Raw genomic sequence first — 17,233 nt, forward strand, 5'->3', positions numbered from 1 at the left:
GAACAGTGATCTTCTCGCGAAAGCGTGCCGCCACCGGGCGTCACGCCAAGGCGGAGGAGCCGCGCTTCGAGGACGCCCGCGCCGCGCGGCGTGCCGCGCTGCTGGGTGAGGACTACCAGCCCGAGGAGCGGCCGCAGACGCCCGCTGCGGGCGCGAACGGGTCCGCCCGTCCCCTCGGCTCGATCTTCGGCGACGACGGCCCGTACGACTTCGAGGAGGCGCCCGACGCGCCCCGCCTGGATCTGGGCAGCCTGCTGCTGCCCGCGGTCGAGGGCGTGGAGATCCGGGTGCAGGCCGGTGAGCAGGGCACGATCCAGCAGATCGCGCTCGTGCACGGCCACAACGCGCTCCAGCTCGGTGCCTTCGCCGCGCCGCGCTCCGAGGGCATCTGGGACGAGGTGCGCGAGGAGATCCGCAAGTCGCTGTTCGCCGACGGCGTGGGCGCCCAGGAGGTTCCCGGGCGCTGGGGCACCGAGCTGCGGGCCCGGCTGCGCACCCCCGAGGGCTTCAACGACCTGCGCTTCATCGGCGTCGACGGCCCGCGCTGGATGGTGCGCGCCGTGTTCCAGGGTCCCGCCGCGGTCGACCTGACCGAGGCCGGCCCGCTGGAGCAGATCCTGACCGGCCTGGCCGTACGCCGGGACGAGAGCGCCCGCCCGGTGCGGGAGGCGCTGCCGCTGCGCCTGCCGCCGGACATGGCGCAGCGCGCCGCGGCCGAGCGGGCCGCGGTCGAGGCGGCGTCCCAAGAGCCCGCCGAGCAGCCGCCCGCGTCGCAGCCCCACGGCGGCGAGCAGTACGGCCACAACCAGCTGGTGCCCGGCCGGGTGCCGCCGACGCCCGCGCCGACGCCGTTCGGCACGATGGCGCCCACCGGCACCGGCGGCTCCGGCGCGCCCGCCCCGGGCGACGCGCCGCGCCGTAAGCCCTCCCCGCGCCCGCGCCGGGACTGACCTGCCCGGGAGCGTGCTCCCGACCGGCCTTTGCTCTGCACACAAATACGCAACCGTTGCGTATTTGTGTGCAGAGCAAAGGCGGGACCGGGGTGCGGCCCGCGGGGGCGGACCGCCGGGCGGCGTACCACGTTCCTGCCCCGGGGGTGTCCCGCGGCCGGGCGCCCCGAAGTAGGCTGGCAGTTACGCGCCGACCGGGGACCTCGCCCCGGCGGGGAAGGATGAGAGCCAGGTCATGTCGACCGACCAAGCGCGACCACGGGCCAAGGGGCTGCGTGGGATGCTCCACCGCCTCACCGCCAGCGATCAGGAGCTGGAGTCGGAGGAGCTGCGCCGTGACACCGAGCTCGCCGGATGCGTCTGCGCCGACACGGTGCACCGTGGGGAACTCGTCAACGTCAGCGGCCGGCTCCGCACGGTGGTCTACACCCCGCGCACGAACCTGCCCACGCTGGAAGCCGACCTCTACGACGGCACGGATCTGATCACGCTGGTCTTCCTGGGGCGGCGGCACATCAACGGCATCGAGCCCGGACGGGGTCTGTCCGTCCGCGGCCGCGTCGCCGTGCGCGACGGCCGCAAGGTCATCTACAACCCGTACTACGAGCTGGAAGCGGCCGCGTGACGAGCGGGCCGACGACAGGCGCAGCTTCGGCGTGCGCCGCTGACAAGCACGGCGAGGAGCAGGCATGACCGAGCGCACCGAGCGCGGCGTCGACACCGCGGAGGAAGAGGAGCTTCCCCCCTTCGCCGAGCAGATGGCGCAGCAGCTGGGCGGCCTGCGCGGGATGACCGAGGCCGCGGTGCCGGTGGTCGTGTTCGTGCTCACCAACCTCCTGCTGGGGCTGCGGTTCCCGGCCGAGGAGTCCCGCATCGCGCTGCAGTGGGCGATCATCGCGTCCGCGACCGTGGCGGTGGGGGTCGCGATCATGCGGCTGGCCCAGCGCAAGCCCGTCCGGTTCGCGATCAACGGCCTGTTCGGCATCGCGCTGGGCGCCTGGATGGCCTGGGACTCCGGCAAGGAGGTCGACTTCTACCTGCCCGGCATCTGGATCATCATCGGCCAGATCGTGGTGCTGGTCGGGTCGATCCTCATCGGGCATCCGGCCGTGGGCTGGTTCTGGTCCGTGGTGGCCAACGGCGGGCGCAACGACTGGCGCGACAACGCCCGGCTGGTCCGGGTGTTCACGCAGCTCACGGCGCTGTGGGCGGCGGTGTTCGCGGTCAAGGTGGTGGTGCAGGGCAGCCTGTGGATGGCCGAGCAGGGCACCGCGCTGGGCATCGCCCGCATCGTGATGGGCACCCCGCTGTTCGCCCTGCTCCTGGTGATCACGTTCGGCGTGGTCCGCCGCGTCCGCCGCGACCAGGAGGCCAGCCCCGCCTGATCCGGCGGAGGTCAGCGGCGGCGGGAGCGGGTCTTCTCGACGCTGTCGGCGCCCAGGATGACCGAGCGGACCTGCTCTTCGACCTCGACGGTGCAGACGAAGACCAGCTCGTCGCCGGACTCGACCGGGTCGTCGGGGGTCGGCGTGAGCACCCGGCGGCCGCGCACGATGGCGACCAGCGCGCTGTCGGGCGGCAGCGGGATGTCGCGGATCGGCTGGCCGACGTGCGGCGCGTCCTCGGGCAGGGTGATCTCGACCAGGTTGGCCTCGCCCTGCCGGAACGTCATCAGCCGGACCAGGTCGCCGACGGTGACCGCCTCCTCGACCAGGGCGGCCATCAGGCGCGGCTTGGAGACGGAGACGTCCACGCCCCACTGCTCGGTGAACAGCCACTCGTTCTCGGCGCGGTTGACCCGGGCGACCACCCGCGGCACCGCGAACTCGGTCTTGGCCAGCAGCGACACCACCAGGTTGACCTTGTCGTCGCCGGTGGCGGCGACGACCACGTCGCACGCGGCGAGGTTGATCTCCTGGAGGCTGGACAGCTCGCAGGCGTCGGCGAGCACCCAGTCGGCGGCGGGCACCCGCTCCGGGCGCAGCATCCGCGGCTGCCGTTCGAGCAGCATGACCTGGTGGCCGTTCTCGATCAGCTCCTGGGCGATGGAGCGCCCGACGTTGCCGGCCCCGGCGATGGCGACGCGCATGAACAGGGTCTCCTTCTCAGACGGCGGCCGGCGGCGCGGCTGCGATCTTGGTGACGGCGTCGGCGATCTCGTCGGTGACCAGCATGAAGACCTGGTCGCCGTCCTGCAGCACGGTCGAGGCGGTGGTCAGCGTGCCGATGCCGAAGCGCATGACGAACGCCGCCCGGGTGCCGGTGGCCTCCTCCAGGGCGTGCAGCGGGTGGCCGATCCAGGCCGGGTTGACCGGGGTCTCGATGATGGCGACGGTGCTGGTGGGGTCGCGGTACAGCTCGGTGTGGCCCTCGGGCACCAGGTGGCGCACGATGCGGTCGGCGGTCCAGCGCACGGTGGCCACGGTGGGGATGCCCAGGCGCTCGTACACCTCGGCGCGGCGCTGGTCGTAGATGCGGGCCACGACGCGCTGCACGCCGAACGTCTCCCGGGCCAGCCGGGCCGAGATGATGTTGGAGTTGTCGCCGCTGGACACGGCCGCGAAGGCGTCGGCGCGCTCGATGCCGGCCTGCATGAGGACCTCGCGGTCGAAGCCCACCCCGGTCACCGTGGTGCCCGCGAAGTCGGGGGAGAGCCGCCGGAACGCGTCGGCGTCCTGGTCGATGATCGAAACGGAGTGCCCGCGCGCCTCCAGGCTGTGTGCGAGCGTCGAGCCGACCCGGCCACACCCCATGATCACAACGTGCACGTCACGCCTCCCGACAATGCCGTCGTACCGGCCATCTCAGCCTGCCATGCGCGCGGGCGGCGCGCGACATCAGCCTGCCACGTGGCACCGGACCGCGCGGCGGCGGCTCGGGCGCCGCGCCGCCACTCGTCCGACCGGGCAGGGGTGGGCCGACCGCTCGTCGTAGGCTCCCACATGTGGCGAGTCCTACCTCCCTGCTGAAGCGGTTGCTGCTCGGCAGGCCGTTCCGTTCCGACCGGCTGCAGCACACCCTGCTGCCCAAGCGCATCGCCCTCCCGATCTTCGCCTCGGACGCGCTCTCCAGCGTCGCGTACGCGCCCGGCGAGATCCTGCTGACGCTGTCGATCGCGGGTGCGGCGGCGTACGCGTACTCGCCCTGGGTGGCGCTGGCGGTCGTCGTGGTCATGCTGACCGTGGTCGCCAGTTACCGGCAGAACGTGCACGCCTACCCCTCGGGCGGCGGCGACTACGAGGTCGCCACGGTCAACCTCGGCTCCAAGGCGGGCATCGGCGTGGCCAGCGCCCTGCTGGTCGACTACGTGCTCACGGTGGCGGTGTCCATCTCCTCCGGCGTGGAGAACCTGGGCGCGGCCGTCCCGTTCATCGGCGAGCACAAGGTGTTCTGGGCGGTGGGCCTGATCGCCCTGCTGGCCGCGCTGAACCTGCGCGGTCTGCGCGAGTCGGGCCTCATGTTCGCCGTCCCGACCTACCTGTTCATGTTCGCCATGCTCGGGCTGATCGGCTGGGGCATCGTGCGGATCTTCCTGCTCGGCGAGGACCTGAAGGCGCCGAGCGCGGACCTGACCATCCTGCCCGAGCACGGGCTGCAGGTCGGCGCCACGTTCGCGTTCGGCTTCCTGCTGGTGCGCGCGTTCTCCTCCGGCTGCGCGGCGCTGACCGGCGTCGAGGCGATCTCCAACGGCGTGCCCGCGTTCAAGCCGCCGAAGTCGAAGAACGCCGCGACCACGCTGCTGCTGCTGGGCGTGCTGTCGATCATCATGATGGTCTCCATCGTGGCGCTGAGCCTGAAGACCGGGCTGCAATACGTCGAGGACCCGCAGGAGCAGATCGTCGGGGCGGGGCCGGGCTACGTGCAGCCCACCGTGACCGCGCAGCTGGCCGAGACCATCTTCGACCACTTCCCGCCCGGGTTCTACCTGGTCATCGCGGTGACGGCGCTGATCCTGGTGCTCGCGGCGAACACGGCGTTCAACGGCTTCCCGGTGCTCGGCTCGATCCTGGCGCAGGACCGCTACCTGCCGCGGCAGCTGCACACCCGCGGGGACCGGCTGGCCTTCTCCAACGGCATCATCATGCTGGCCGCGTTCGCCGCGGTGCTGGTCATCGCGTTCCAGGCGCAGACGACCCGGCTGATCCAGCTCTACATCGTGGGCGTGTTCGTGTCGTTCACGCTGTCCCAGATCGGCATGCTGCGGCACTGGAACCGGCTGCTGCGCACCGAGCGCGACCAGGCCGCGCGCCGCCGGATGAAGCGCGCTCGCGCGATCAACGGATTCGGCGCGGTGCTGACCGGATTCGTGCTGGTCCTGGTGCTGCTGACCAAGTTCACCCACGGTGCCTGGATCTCGATCGTGGCGATGGCGGTGATCTACGTGATCATGGTGGGCATCCGGCGCCACTACGACACGGTGGCCCGCGAGCTGGTGCCGTCGGAGGAGCGGCCGGTGCTGCCGGCCCGCAACCACGCGATCGTCCTGGTCAGCAAGCTGCACCTGCCCACCATGCGGGCGCTGGCGTACGCGAAGGCGACGCGGCCCGACACGCTCACCGCGCTCACCGTCAACGTCGACATCGCCGACACCCGGGCCATCCAGGCCGAATGGGAGCGGCGCGGCATCAGCGTCCCGCTGACCGTGGTCGACTCGCCGTACCGGGAGATCAGCCGCCCCATCATCGACTATGTGAAGTCGCTGCGCCGGGCCTCGCCGCGGGACGTGGTGACGGTCTACATCCCCGAGTACGTGGTCGGCCGCTGGTGGGAGCACCTGCTGCACAACCAGTCCGCGCTGCGGATCAAGGGCCGCCTGCTGTACGAGCCGGGCGTGATGGTGACCAGCGTGCCGTGGCAGCTCGCCTCGACCAGCGCCACCGACCTGGACCGGCTGGACCGGGAGCTGGTGCGCAGCCCCGCCCGCGGCCCGCGCGCGGGGGAGGAGACGTAGGTGGCCGAGCTTTACGAGGGCGACAAGGTCGAGGTCACCGTCGGTGCGGTCGCGCACGGCGGGCACTGCGTGGCCCGGCACGAGGGCCGCGTGATCTTCGTGCGGCACGCGCTGCCCGGCGAGCGGGTGGTGACCGAGATCACGGAGATTCACAAGGCGTATCTGCGCGGCGACTGCGTCGAGGTGCTGGACGCCTCCCCGGACCGGATCACCCCGCGCTGCCCGTACGCCCACGCCAACGGCTGCGGGGGCTGCGACCTGCAGCACGTCGCCCCCGCGGCGCAGCGGGGGTGGAAGACGGCGGTGGTGCGCGAGCAGCTGACCCGGCTGGGCGGCCTGGACGCGGCGGCGGTGGACGCGCTCGGGGTGACCGTCGAGGCGCTGCCGGGCGGCGACGAGGGCTGGCGCACCCGGGTGCGCTACCGCGCGGACGCGCTCGGCCGCCCCGGCCTGCTCAAACACCGCTCGAACGAGGTGGTGGCGATCAGCCGGTGCGCCATCGCGCACCCGGAGATCCAGGCGCTGGACGTGCTGGAGCGCCGGTGGCCGGACCGCGACGTGATCGACGTGGTCAAGCCGTCCGCCGGCCCGGCTCAACTGGTGCAGGAACCGCCGCAGCAGATCGAGGAGCGGGCCGCCGGGCACGCGTTCGCCATCTCGGCGGGCGGGTTCTGGCAGGTGCACCCCGCCGCCGCGGACGCGCTCACCGGTGCGGTGCGCGAGCTGCTGGCGCCCCGGCCGGGCGAGCACGCCTGGGACCTGTACGGCGGCGCCGGGCTGTTCGCCGCCTCCCTGGCCGACGCGGTCGGGGTGACCGGCGCGGTGACCATGGTCGAGTCCGCGCGTGACGGCGTCGCCGCGGCCCGGGGCAACCTGGCCGGGCTGCCGGTGCGGGTGGTCGAGGCGACCGTCGAGAAGGCGCTGCACCGCGACCGGCGGCCGAAGGAGCGGCTGCCCCGGCCGGACGTGGTCGTGCTGGACCCGCCGCGCACCGGCGCGGGGGCGGCCGTGGTGCGCGCGATCGCGGCGGCCGGTCCGCGCGCGGTGGCGTACGTCGCCTGCGACCCGGCGGCGCTGGCCCGGGACGTGCGCACGTTCCGCGACCAGGGCTGGGAGCTGCGGGCGCTGCGCGCCTTCGACCTGTTCCCGCAGACCCACCACGTCGAGTGCGTGGCCCTGCTGGCGCCCGCGGACGGCGGCCGCTGACCAGCCGTCCGGGTCACCGCCCGGGACCCGTCGCGGGCGGTGCGGGAGTGAAGGTCCCGTGAAGGGGGTGGCGCGGCGGTGATCCGCGATGCGGGCGGCCGATAGACTTCCCCAGCATGGGTAAGCGGAACGTGCGGCACACGCACCCCGGGAGTGCCGTTCGGGACGGCGAGAGCGAGGCGAAGGCATGATCGAGGGCGGGAACCTGCTGAGCACCGTACGAGGGCCGCAGGACCTCAAGACCCTGAGCCCGGAGCAGCTGACCGCGCTGGCGGCGGAGATCCGGGACTTCCTGGTCGCGAAGGTCGCCCGCACCGGCGGCCACCTCGGCCCGAACCTCGGTGTGGTGGAGCTCACGCTCGCCATGCACCGGGTCTTCGACTCCCCGGTCGACCGCTTCGTCTTCGACACCGGCCACCAGGCGTACGTGCACAAGATGGTCACCGGCCGCCTCGACGGCTTCGACGGCCTGCGCCAGCGCGGCGGCCTCACCGGCTACCCGAACCAGGCCGAGAGCGAGCACGACCTGGTCGAGAACTGCCACGCGTCGACCGCGCTCTCCTACGCCGACGGCATCGCCAAGGGCTACGCGGTGCGCGGTGAGAAGCGGCACACCGTCGCGGTCGTCGGCGACGGCGCGCTGACCGGCGGCATGTGCTGGGAGGCGCTGAACAACATCGCCGCCACCGACAACCCGCTGGTGATCATCGTCAACGACAACGGGCGCTCGTACGCGCCCACCATCGGCGGCCTCGCCGACCACCTGGCCACGCTGCGCCTCAACCCGGGCTACGAGAAGGTTCTCGACCTGGTCAAGGACGCGCTGGAGAAGACTCCGCTGGTCGGCAAGCCGCTGTTCGACGCGCTGCACGCGGTCAAGAAGGGCATCAAGGACGCGGTCGCCCCGCAGGCGCTGTTCGAGGACCTCGGCCTGAAGTACATCGGGCCGGTGGACGGACACGACCAGGAGGCGCTGGAGTCGGCGCTGCTGCGTGCCAAGCGCTTCGGCGGCCCGGTCATCGTGCACGCGGTCACCGCGAAGGGCTACGGCTACCAGCCGGCCCTCGACGACGAGGCCGACCGGCTGCACGCGCCGAGCGCGTTCGACCCGGAGACCGGCCGGCTGCTGGCCGCGCCCAGCCTGAAGTGGACCAACGTGTTCGCCGACGAGCTGGTCGCGATCGCGGGCGAGCGGCCGGACGTGGTGGGCATCACCGCGGCCATGCCCGAGTCCACCGGCATCGACAAGCTCGCCGCGGCGTTCCCGGACCGGGCGTACGACGTCGGCATCGCCGAGCAGCACGCCACCACCTCGGCGGCGGGCCTGGCGCTGGCCGGCCTGCACCCGGTGGTCGCGGTCTACGCCACCTTCCTCAACCGCGCCTTCGACCAGGTGCTGCTCGACGTGGCGCTGCACAAGCTGCCGGTGACGTTCGTGCTGGACCGGGCCGGCATCACCGGCCCCGACGGGCCCAGCCACTACGGCATCTGGGACATGTCCGTGTTCGGCGTGGTGCCGGGCCTGCGGGTGGCCGCCCCGCGCGACGCGGAGACGCTGCGCGAGGAGCTGCGCGAGGCGATCGGCATCACCGACGGCCCGACCATCGTGCGCTTCCCGACCGGCTCGGTCCCGGCGGCGCTGCCCGCGCTGCGCCGGGTCGGCGGCCAGGACGGGCTGGGCGGCATGGACGTGCTGGCCGAGGCCGAGCGCAAGGACGTGCTGCTGGTCTCGGTGGGCGCGTTCGCGCACCTGTCCGTCCAGGTGGCCGCGAAGCTGGCCGAGCGCGGCTTCGGGGTGACCGTGGTCGACCCGCGCTGGGTGCGCCCGGTCCCGGTCGACGTGGTGGCCCTGGCTCGCGAGCACAAGCTGGTGGTGACGCTGGAGGACGGCGTGCGCGCCGGCGGCGTCGGCGACGCGGTCTCCAAGCTGCTGCGCGACAACGAGGTGGACGTGCCGCTGCGCGACCTCGGCGTGCCGTCGCAGTGGCTGGACCACGGCACCCGCGCCGAGATCCTGGCCGAGATCGGCCTCACCGCACCGGAGATCACCGAGCGGGTCACCAAGTGGGCCGCGGCGGTCACCGCCCCGGCCGAGGCTCCGCTGGTCAGCTCCGTCCGTAGCTGATCACTTCGCACGATCAGGGCTCCCGCCACTCCGGCGGGAGCCCTGATCGTTTCCGGGCCGGGCGCTGACAACCGGGCGGGTGTTCCGGCGCGTCCACCACGCGAAGCCACCGGCCGCGACGGTGCCGCCGCTGTACGGCCCCGCGCGCCGGTATGTCGCGTGAGGTGGTGCGGGCGTGGCACGTCGTGCGCCGGAGGACGCTCCGGAGCTGTTCATCGACCTCGGCGTGCTGCCCGGCGAGGAGCCGGCCGAGGACGGCGGCCCGGCCCTGCCGCACGGGCCGTTCCGGTGGAGCCGCCGGATCGCCGTCGCGCTCGCCGTCGCCGCCGTGCTGGGCGGCGTGACCGCGGCGGTGCCCGACCCCCGTCCCCGGCTGTCCGCGCTGGCGGTGCTGGACGGCAAGGGCACGCAGGTGCAGGTCCTGGACGACGAGCTGGTGGTGGTGCTCGGCCCGGACGGCGCCACGGCGTACGAGACGGCGGGCTGGCGGCAGCGGTGGCAGGTGGCCGCCACGGATCTGGTGCACGCCGCCGCGTTCGGCGACGTCGTGCTGCTGCGCTCGGGCGGCTCCGAGAACGGCGGCTGGCTCGGCTGGCCCGCCGGACAGACCACGGCGGTGGACCGGACCACGGGGCAGACGCTCTGGCGCACCCAGCGCTATGTGGAACCGGCGGGCGACCTGCTGGTCAGCTACTCTCCCGAGGGCAGTCAGCCCGACGTGGAGATCCGCGACCCGCGCCGCTACGACCTGCGCTGGCGGCTGCCCGCGAGCCGGGTGTGGGTGTACGACGTGCGGCGCGACGCGGTGTGGCGGCTGGCCGCCGACGGCGCGGTCGTCGAGCACGACCTGCACACCGGCGCGGTACGCCGCACGCTGCGCCCCCGCCTGCCCGCCGCGAAGTACGTCAACATCGTGCTCAGCCGCGAGGCGGTGGGCTTCGAGGGCTACGAGGACAACGGCAGGCCGGAGCAGCGCGGCGTGCTCTGGTACGACGCGAAGACCTTCGCGCAGGTCACCGGCGCGCGCCAGTGGGTCTGGGAGAGCGACTGCGGCGGCGGCCTGTCCTGCGCGTACACGGCCGGGGACGGCCGGGCCTTCCTCATCGACCCGGTCACCGGCGAGCCGGTGCGCAGCCTGCCCGAGGAGGAGTTCGTGCCCAGCCCGGCCGGGCTGCTCCTGGTGGGCTCGCCGGACCTGGGCTTCATCACCCGGCGGGTGCTGGCCCGGCTCGAACCCGCCACCGGGCGGCGGCTGACCGACCTGGCGGGCTGGCACGCGCTCAGCGACGACGGCACCCCGGTGCGGGTGCTCGGCCGCACCGGTGCGCGCCAGGGCACGACCTACCTGACGGAGCTGGCCGAGGACGGGCCGCACCGGCTCGGCGAGGTGCCGTACCTGCTGCGCTCCTGCGGTCTGGCGGGCGCGGCGCTCGTCTGCACCACCATGTCCGGCGACATCGCGGTCTGGGGGATCGGGCGGGAACGGCCATGACCGCCGCGCCCGGCGCCGTGATCGACCTGGGCGCGGACTGGGCCGCCCCGGCGGACCCGGCCCCGGCCGAGCCCCGCCGGTGGGGCACCCGCCTGGCCGTGGGCCTGGCCCTGGCGGCGCTGCTCGGGACGGCGGCCGCGGACACCCTGCCGCCCGGACCGCGCCTGGTCGAGCTCGCCCGGTGGCACGAGCCGGGCGCCGTGGTGGCCGCCGCGGGCCCGGATACCTTCCTGGTCGCCGCCTCCGGCGAGATCTCCGCGTACGACGCCACGGACGGGCACCGGCTGTGGCGCGCCCCCGGCGGCGCCTTCGACTGGACCGCCGCGGTCGCCGGGGACGTCCAGCTGATCGCCTTCACCCTGCCCGAGACGGTGACCGATCCGCCCCTGATCGGCTACGACGACGTGCTCGCGGTGGACCGGCGCTCCGGAGTGGTCCGCTGGCGGAACACGGCCGCGCTGGAGCCGGTGGGCGGGGTGCTGGTGAGCCGCACCGGCGACCTCGGGCTGCCGGAGGTGACGGTGCACGACCCGGTCACGTTCGCGGTGCGCTGGCGGGCCCCGGCGGCGCTCGCCGCCGAGGCAGACCCGTGGGCCGGGGCGTTGTGGCGGCTCACCGTGCACGGTGACCTGGTCGAGCACGACCTGGTCTCGGGTGCGGTGCGCCGCAGCGTACGGCTGCCCGGCACGCCGGACGAGGGGGCGGCGATCCTGCCCACCCGGCACGCCGTCGGGCTGACCGGGCAGCGGTGGGACGGGCGGGCCGGGCCGGTGGCGGTGCGCAGCTGGTACGACCGGCAGCGCCTGGCTCCCGTGGCGGGCGAGAACCGGTGGGCCCGGGAGACCGACTGCGGCGGCGGCCTGCTGTGCGCCCTGCCCGCGGAGGAGGGCGCCGCCTTCCTCATCGACGCGGCGACCGGGGAGCCGGTCCGCGCGCTGCCCGGCGACATGTTCCTGACCAGCCCCGGCGGCCCGGTGGTGGTCGACCGCGCGAACGCCGTGCTCACCGCCCGGCTCGACCCGGCGACCGGGGCGCGGGTGGCCGACGTGGCGGGCTGGGAGCCGCTGGCGACCCGGAACGTGCACGTCCGCTTCGCCGCGCGGACCGACTCGCCGACGCGGAGCACGTACCTGGCCGAGCTGACGCCGGACGGCCTGCGGCGGCTCGGCCGGGTGCCCGGCGTGGTGCTGCGCTGCGATGTCCTGCCCGGCCTGCTGGCCTGCACCACGGTCGGCGACGACGTGGTGCTCTGGCGCGTGGCGGAGGCGTAGCCACCAGCCGGGCCTGGCCGGTGCAGGTGCTGGTGCGCGGCCCGCCGCCGGAGCGGTGCACCGCGATCGCGCCCAGGCCGTCCGGTGGTGGCGGAGTCGGCCGCCCGCGTGGGACGGTGTGCCTTCGCGCAGCGGGCGCCGGCCTGTTCGGTGGGGGACGGGCTGACCCTGTGGCGGTGGGACGCCTGACCCGGTGACGGGGCGGAGGGTTGCGATGGCTGTGCTCATCGATCTCGGCGATCCGCGCGGGCTCGACGACGAGCCCGAGGCGGGGCCGCTCGTGTCGCGTGCCGCGCGGCGGGGCGCGGCGCTGGTCGCCGTGGTGCTGGCCGGGCTGCTCGGCCTCGGCGGGTCGGCGGTCGTGCCCCCGCCGCCGCTGGTGCTGGTCGCCCACTTCGACCCGCCGGTGACCGGGCCGGTGGTGCTCAGCGGGGACCTGGCGCTGGCGCTGGAGCGGCGGGACGGCGGCCGGGCCCTGCTGGCGATCGACGGCGGCGCGGTGCGCTGGCGGCTGCCGCTGGAGGGGCTGTCCACCGAGGTGTTCAGCGCGGTCCGGGCGGGACGGACGCTGCTGGTGACACTGATCGACAGCGCGGCGCCGGCGGAGATGTGGACCACGTACGCGGTCGAGCCGGACACCGGGACGGCGCTGTGGCAGGCCCGGGCGATGCTGCTGGGCGTCGCCCCGCGCGCGGCGGAGTGGACGGCGGTGCTGGGCGGCGGCGCGGAGCGGGAGTGGCTCGGGGGCCGGGACGTGGCCAGCGGCCGCGAGCTGTGGCGGCGTGCGATGTCGGCGCCGCAGGGGTGGACCCCCTACCGGGTCGGGCCCGACCTGGCCGGCCTGGTGCTGTTCGAGACGGCTGGACGGCCGCAGGCCAGGCTGCTGACCCCGGACGGCGTCCTGGGCGAGCCGCGACCGCTGCCCACCGGCACCGAGGGTATGCAGGTGGCCGCGAACCTGGTGGTGGCGGCGTACGAGCGGGACGGCGCGCGCCGGATCGCCGCGCTGCGGCTGCCCGCGCTGGAGCCGGTGTGGGACGTGGCCCACCCGGTCGGCGGCTACCCGTACTACGTGGAGGACTGCGCGCCGATGGTGTGCGTGACCGACTCGGACCGGGTCTGGGTGCTCGATCCCGCCGACGGCGCGGCGCGCTGGCAGGGGCAGGTGGGCGGCTCCTACGCGCTGGCGCCGGGGGTGCTGGTGTCCAACGTCAACGAGCGTCCCCGGTACGGCGTGCTGCGGGACACCGTGACCGGCCGCGTGCTGCTGCGGCTGGCCGACTGGAGCGTGATCGAGCACGACGGCCGGTCGGTGCTGCTGGCGTACGTCGGCGACGACCGTACCTGGTTCGGCGCGGCCGAGCCGGCCGGGTCCGGGCGGCCGCGGGTGCTCGGCGTCGGCGGGCCCACCCTGGACCGCTGCTGGGCGGACACGCGCGGGACCGCCGACGCGGGCCTGGTGGTGTGCCAGGCGCTGCTCGGCGGCCTGGACGTGTACCGCTACACCCGGTGACCGGGCCGGGTCACCAGTTGGCCTGCACCGGCGGCGCCGGCAGCGGCACCGACGCCGGGTGGATCACGTAGACGACGCCCCGGCTGCTGTTCAGCCAGGCGGCCTCCCACTCGGCCCGGCCGACGGGCTTGCGCACCTGGTCGTTGCTGGGCGAGTTCGGGTCGTTGAGCACCGGGTCGCCGCTGGAGGTGAAGCCGGCGAGCACCATCAGGTGGCCTTTGGTGCCGTAATCCAGGCCGGGGACCTCGCCCTTGCGGTAGGACGCCGAGGCGATGAGCGGGATGCCCGCCGCGATGAACCGTTCGGCCTCGTTCAGCGAGCGCAGCCGGGTGACGAACCCGCGCAGCCCGAACCGGCCCGCGTACGCCGTGTTGAACGGCCAGTTGCCGCAGCCGTCGAAGTCGTGGTCGTAGGTGTGCGAGGCGGCGTAGTCCACCCACGGGTCGGCGTAGCCGGGGTCGACCCAGGAGTAGTCCGCCGGGCCGGGGCCGGTGCCCCAGTAGGCCAGCACCATCGCGGTCGAGGTGGGCGAGCACCAGGCCTCGCCGCCGCCGTTCCACTGCGGGTACTCCCCGGCGTGGATCTCCTGCGAGTACGCCGGCACGTCGAGCACCAGCCCCTGCGCCGCGAGCGGGAGGCTCGGGGCGAGTTCACCGGGCGCGGGCAGGGCCGAGGCCGCCGCGCCGAGGCTGTGCAGCACCGGGACGTCCGTGCTGCCCGCCGGGCGCAGCAGGGTCACCCGCAGCCGCCAGGACGTCAGCGCGCGGCCCGGGGCCGCCCGGAACAGGTCGGCGTTCACGTCGCCGTCGGCGTCGCCCTGGCCGCGCAGCGAGGTGCGCCGGAAGGCCGTGTCGTCGGCGGCCCAGTCGCCCATCCGGTACCACTTGGTGGTGGTGCCCGCCGCGGTCTCGCCGGACAGCTCGACGCGCAGGAAGCTGCCGCCGGGTGTGGCCGCGGTCCAGGAGGGGATCAGCTCGGTGGCGGGGAAGCCGCCGCTGCTGCGCGGGCCGGTCCAGGTCGCGGTCTCGTACTCGGCGGTGGTGCCGGAGCGGGGGTCGGTGTGCGTCAGCGTGCCGGTGGGGGCGGCGAACGCCAGCCCCCCGGTGCCCGCGAAGACCCCGCTGCCGCTGCCCTCGGCCCAGCGCTGCGGCGTGTCCCAGCGGTGGAACGCGACGTCCCGCCCGGCCGGGGTGGTGCCGCCTGATGCGCCGCCGCCCGGCGCCGTGACGGACGCGCCCTCGGCGACCGCGCCGGCCGCCGAACGCAGTGCGTCACGTCGATCCATCAGTGCCTCCGTATCTTGGCGATTCTCTGCATTGAGCGTCATATAGCCGAAGATTTTTTGCAATGGCCTGGGGGCTCTATCTTCGTGGGCGGAGACAGGCCGCGAGAGAGGGTGGAGACGTGCGGGTGCTGGTGGTGGAGGACGAGCGGCATCTGGCCGACGCGATCGCCCGCGGTCTGCGGCGGCACGGTCTGGCGGTGGACGTCGCCTACGACGGCAGCACCGGGCACGAGATGGCGTTCGTCACCCGGTACGACGTGGTGGTGCTGGACCGGGACCTGCCCGGCATGCACGGCGACCAGCTCTGCGCCGAGCTGGTCGGCTCCGGTGCGCTGACGCGGGTGCTGATGCTGACCGCCAGCGGCAGCGTCGCCGAGCGGGTCGAGGGCCTGCGGCTGGGTGCCGACGACTACCTGCCCAAGCCCTTCGCGTTCGACGAGCTGGTGGCTCGGGTGCAGGCGCTCGGGCGGCGCGCCACCCCGGTCACCCCGCCCGTGCTCAAGGCCGCCGACCTGGAGCTGGACCCCGCCAAACGGTCCGTGACCCGGGCCGGCACCCTGATCGACCTGACCAACAAGGAGTTCGGGGTGCTGGAGGAGCTGCTGCGGGCGCGCGGCGGCGTCGTCTCCACCGAGGAGCTGCTGGAGCGGGTCTGGGACGCCAACACCGACCCGTTCACCACGATAGTGCGGGTGACCATGCGTACGCTGCGCATGAAGATCGGGCAGCCGGGCCTCATCGAGACCCTGGTCGGCGCCGGCTACCGCATCCCGGCCGCGGGGGAGGATCACGCGTGATCTCCCGTCCGGTCCGGGTGCCCGCCCGCCGCGGCCTGCGCCCCACCCTCCGCCTGCGGCTCACCCTGCTCAACGGGGTGCTCCTGCTCGGCGCGGGCGCCCTGCTGATGCTGGTCGCCTGGCTCGTCGTCAGCGCAGCCCTGCACCCCGCCGACGAGCTGGCCGCGGGCACCGTCGTGCGGCTGGCCGACGGCCGCCAGCTGGACGTGCGCGCCTGGCAGGAGGCGCTGCTCGCCGCCGCGCAGACCGAGCTGACCGCGAAGGGCCTGGTCGCCGTGGTGGCGATCAGCATCGTGGGCGTCATCGGCGCGTACGCCGTCGTGGGCCGCGCGCTGCGGCCGCTGCACCACGTCACCGCCACCGCCCGCCGCCTCGGCGGGGAGACGCTCGACCAGCGCATCCGCTACACCGGCGCCGACGACGAGGTCGCCGAACTGGCCGACACCTTCGACGCGATGCTGGACCGGCTCGGCGCCGCGTTCACCGCCCAGCACCGCTTCGTCGCCAACGCCTCGCACGAGCTGCGCACGCCGCTCGCGGTCATGCGTACCGAGATCGACGTGACCCTGTCCGACCCCGAGGCGAACGTCGCCGAGCTGCGCCGGATGGCCACCGTCGTGCGTGACGCCTCCGAGCGCGCCAACGCGCTGGTCGACGCGCTGCTCATGCTGGCCCGCAGCGAGGGCCGCACCGGCCTGCGCCGCGAGCCGGTGGACCTGGGCACCGGCGTGGTGAGCGCGCTGTCCGCGATGGACCACGAGGTCCGCCGCACCAAGCTGTCGGTCAGCACCGAGCTGCGCCCGGCGCCGGTCATCGGCGACCCGAGCCTGCTCGACCGGCTCGCGGGCAACCTGATCGAGAACGCGGTCCGCTACAACCATCTCGGCGGCCGCATCTGGGTGGAGAGCCGGCACGACGGTGAGTATGCCCGGCTGATGGTGGGCAACACCGGGTTCACCGTGGACCAGGTGGACGTGTCCGGCCTGTTCGAGCCGTTCCGGCGGGGCGGCCGGGAACGCACCGGCGCCAGGGGCTCCGGCCTCGGGCTGTCCATCGTGAAGGCCGTGTGTACCGCGCACGGCGGCACGGTCGGCGCGGTGGCGCTGCCCGGTGGTGGCATGGAGGTCACCATCGCCCTCCCCCTAGCATCGGAGCAATGACGTCTTCGATCCGGCATATCACCGTGGACTGCTCCGATCCATACGCCCTGGCGGGTTTCTGGAGCGAGGTGACCGGGCACCCGCGCCATCCCGACGACAAGCCCGAGGACACCGCGGCGCTGCTGATGTCGCCCGACGACGCACCCGACCTGCTGTTCATCGCCGTGCCGGACGCCAAGAGCGTGAAGAACCGCCTGCACCTCGACCTGCAGCCGACCGACCGCAGCCGGGACGAGGAGATCGAGCGGCTGCTGGGCATCGGCGCGACCCTCGTCGCCGACCTGCGCAACCCTGACGGCACCGGCTGGGCGGTGCTGGCCGACCCGGAGGGCAACGAGTTCTGCGTCGAGCGCTCCGCCGCCGAACGCGCCACCGCCGACGTCTGACGGGCAGCACTCCGGCGGGGACGGCCGCCGCCGGAGTGCCTCCGTACGCGCAAGCTGGTATCGTTTAAAGCCTGAGGTGATATCAAGATTGTTTAGG

At 74.1% G+C, this 17,233-nt stretch carries 14 protein-coding genes and 1 pseudogene; 12 read left to right on the forward strand and 3 right to left on the reverse strand.

Features of this window, described 5'->3' with window-relative positions; all coding sequences use genetic code 11:
• Positions 1 to 5: 5 nt before the first annotated feature.
• The 3 genes and pseudogenes from Cba03nite_RS04975 to Cba03nite_RS04985 all read left to right on the forward strand — a co-directional run.
• Positions 6 to 770 (forward strand): annotated as a pseudogene (locus Cba03nite_RS04975) (DUF3710 domain-containing protein); the annotation flags it as partial.
• Positions 771 to 1,185: 415 nt separating this feature from the next.
• Positions 1,186 to 1,575: an OB-fold nucleic acid binding domain-containing protein gene (locus tag Cba03nite_RS04980; RefSeq protein WP_203742370.1), complete on the forward strand. Its 390-nt coding sequence runs from the start codon at positions 1,186 to 1,188 to the stop codon at positions 1,573 to 1,575.
• Positions 1,576 to 1,639: 64 nt separating this feature from the next.
• A complete protein-coding gene (locus Cba03nite_RS04985) occupies positions 1,640 to 2,335 on the forward strand; it encodes a DUF3159 domain-containing protein (protein WP_203742372.1) in 696 nt (231 codons plus the stop codon).
• Positions 2,336 to 2,346: 11 nt separating this feature from the next.
• Here Cba03nite_RS04985 and Cba03nite_RS04990 read toward each other — a convergent pair whose 3' ends face one another.
• Together Cba03nite_RS04990 and Cba03nite_RS04995 are read right to left on the reverse strand one after the other, a co-directional pair.
• Positions 2,347 to 3,039, reverse strand: a complete 693-nt coding sequence (locus Cba03nite_RS04990) for a potassium channel family protein (RefSeq protein WP_346112925.1) — start codon at positions 3,037 to 3,039, stop codon at positions 2,347 to 2,349.
• Positions 3,040 to 3,055: 16 nt separating this feature from the next.
• Complete coding sequence (locus Cba03nite_RS04995; RefSeq protein ID WP_203742374.1) at positions 3,056 to 3,718, reverse strand: potassium channel family protein; 663 nt, start codon at positions 3,716 to 3,718, stop codon at positions 3,056 to 3,058.
• Positions 3,719 to 3,894: 176 nt separating this feature from the next.
• Here Cba03nite_RS04995 and Cba03nite_RS05000 point away from each other — a divergent pair, with 176 nt between their 5' ends.
• The 6 genes from Cba03nite_RS05000 to Cba03nite_RS05025 all read left to right on the forward strand — a co-directional run bounded on the left by Cba03nite_RS05000 (position 3,895) and on the right by Cba03nite_RS05025 (position 13,508).
• On the forward strand, positions 3,895 to 5,901 hold the full coding sequence (locus Cba03nite_RS05000; protein WP_203742376.1) for an APC family permease: 2,007 nt from the start codon (positions 3,895 to 3,897) through the stop codon (positions 5,899 to 5,901).
• Positions 5,902 to 7,107 (forward strand): class I SAM-dependent RNA methyltransferase, encoded by a 1,206-nt coding sequence (locus Cba03nite_RS05005; protein ID WP_203742378.1) that lies wholly within the window; start codon positions 5,902 to 5,904, stop codon positions 7,105 to 7,107.
• A 187-nt stretch (positions 7,108 to 7,294) separates the two neighbouring features.
• The gene (gene dxs, locus Cba03nite_RS05010; RefSeq protein ID WP_203742380.1) at positions 7,295 to 9,232 is read left to right on the forward strand and encodes a 1-deoxy-D-xylulose-5-phosphate synthase; all 1,938 of its coding nucleotides are present in this window, start codon (positions 7,295 to 7,297) and stop codon (positions 9,230 to 9,232) included.
• 175 nt (positions 9,233 to 9,407) lie between these two features.
• Entirely contained in the window at positions 9,408 to 10,724 is a 1,317-nt protein-coding gene (locus tag Cba03nite_RS05015) for a hypothetical protein (RefSeq protein ID WP_203742382.1), read from the forward strand.
• On the forward strand, positions 10,721 to 11,995 hold the full coding sequence (locus Cba03nite_RS05020; protein WP_203742384.1) for an outer membrane protein assembly factor BamB family protein: 1,275 nt from the start codon (positions 10,721 to 10,723) through the stop codon (positions 11,993 to 11,995). The genes Cba03nite_RS05015 and Cba03nite_RS05020 overlap by 4 nt, the downstream gene beginning before the upstream one ends.
• 214 nt (positions 11,996 to 12,209) lie before the next feature.
• Entirely contained in the window at positions 12,210 to 13,508 is a 1,299-nt protein-coding gene (locus Cba03nite_RS05025; protein WP_203742386.1) for an outer membrane protein assembly factor BamB family protein, read from the forward strand.
• Positions 13,509 to 13,518: 10 nt separating this feature from the next.
• Here the strand turns inward: Cba03nite_RS05025 and Cba03nite_RS05030 are convergent, their stop codons facing one another.
• Positions 13,519 to 14,793, reverse strand: coding sequence for a C39 family peptidase (locus Cba03nite_RS05030; protein ID WP_203742388.1), 1,275 nt, complete (start codon positions 14,791 to 14,793; stop codon positions 13,519 to 13,521).
• 119 nt (positions 14,794 to 14,912) lie between these two features.
• Here Cba03nite_RS05030 and Cba03nite_RS05035 point away from each other — a divergent pair, with 119 nt between their 5' ends.
• The 3 genes from Cba03nite_RS05035 to Cba03nite_RS05045 are packed head-to-tail and all read left to right on the forward strand — an operon-like array spanning position 14,913 to position 17,136.
• Positions 14,913 to 15,590, forward strand: a complete 678-nt coding sequence (locus Cba03nite_RS05035) for a response regulator transcription factor (protein ID WP_203742390.1) — start codon at positions 14,913 to 14,915, stop codon at positions 15,588 to 15,590.
• Between the two features lie 17 nt (positions 15,591 to 15,607).
• The gene (locus Cba03nite_RS05040; protein ID WP_203742476.1) at positions 15,608 to 16,750 is read left to right on the forward strand and encodes a sensor histidine kinase; all 1,143 of its coding nucleotides are present in this window, start codon (positions 15,608 to 15,610) and stop codon (positions 16,748 to 16,750) included.
• Positions 16,747 to 17,136 (forward strand): VOC family protein, encoded by a 390-nt coding sequence (locus tag Cba03nite_RS05045; RefSeq protein ID WP_203742392.1) that lies wholly within the window; start codon positions 16,747 to 16,749, stop codon positions 17,134 to 17,136. Before Cba03nite_RS05040 ends, Cba03nite_RS05045 begins: the two co-directional genes overlap by 4 nt.
• Positions 17,137 to 17,233 lie beyond the last annotated feature (97 nt).

The organism is Catellatospora bangladeshensis, assembly GCF_016862575.1.
Classification (GTDB): Bacteria; Actinomycetota; Actinomycetes; order Mycobacteriales; family Micromonosporaceae; genus Catellatospora; species Catellatospora bangladeshensis.

What these genes read in the sequence shown, in the direction of transcription:
- Cba03nite_RS04980 (WP_203742370.1), top strand. Translation starts at nt 1,186, where the DNA reads ATGTCGACCGACCAAGCGCGACCACGGGCCAAGGGGCTGCGTGGGATG.
- Cba03nite_RS04985 (WP_203742372.1), top strand. Translation starts at nt 1,640, where the DNA reads ATGACCGAGCGCACCGAGCGCGGCGTCGACACCGCGGAGGAAGAGGAG.
- Cba03nite_RS04990 (WP_346112925.1), bottom strand. Translation starts at nt 3,039, where the DNA reads ATGCGCGTCGCCATCGCCGGGGCCGGCAACGTCGGGCGCTCCATCGCC.
- dxs (WP_203742380.1), top strand. Translation starts at nt 7,295, where the DNA reads ATGATCGAGGGCGGGAACCTGCTGAGCACCGTACGAGGGCCGCAGGAC.
- Cba03nite_RS05020 (WP_203742384.1), top strand. Translation starts at nt 10,721, where the DNA reads ATGACCGCCGCGCCCGGCGCCGTGATCGACCTGGGCGCGGACTGGGCC.
- Cba03nite_RS05025 (WP_203742386.1), top strand. Translation starts at nt 12,210, where the DNA reads ATGGCTGTGCTCATCGATCTCGGCGATCCGCGCGGGCTCGACGACGAG.
- Cba03nite_RS05030 (WP_203742388.1), bottom strand. Translation starts at nt 14,793, where the DNA reads ATGGATCGACGTGACGCACTGCGTTCGGCGGCCGGCGCGGTCGCCGAG.
- Cba03nite_RS05045 (WP_203742392.1), top strand. Translation starts at nt 16,747, where the DNA reads ATGACGTCTTCGATCCGGCATATCACCGTGGACTGCTCCGATCCATAC.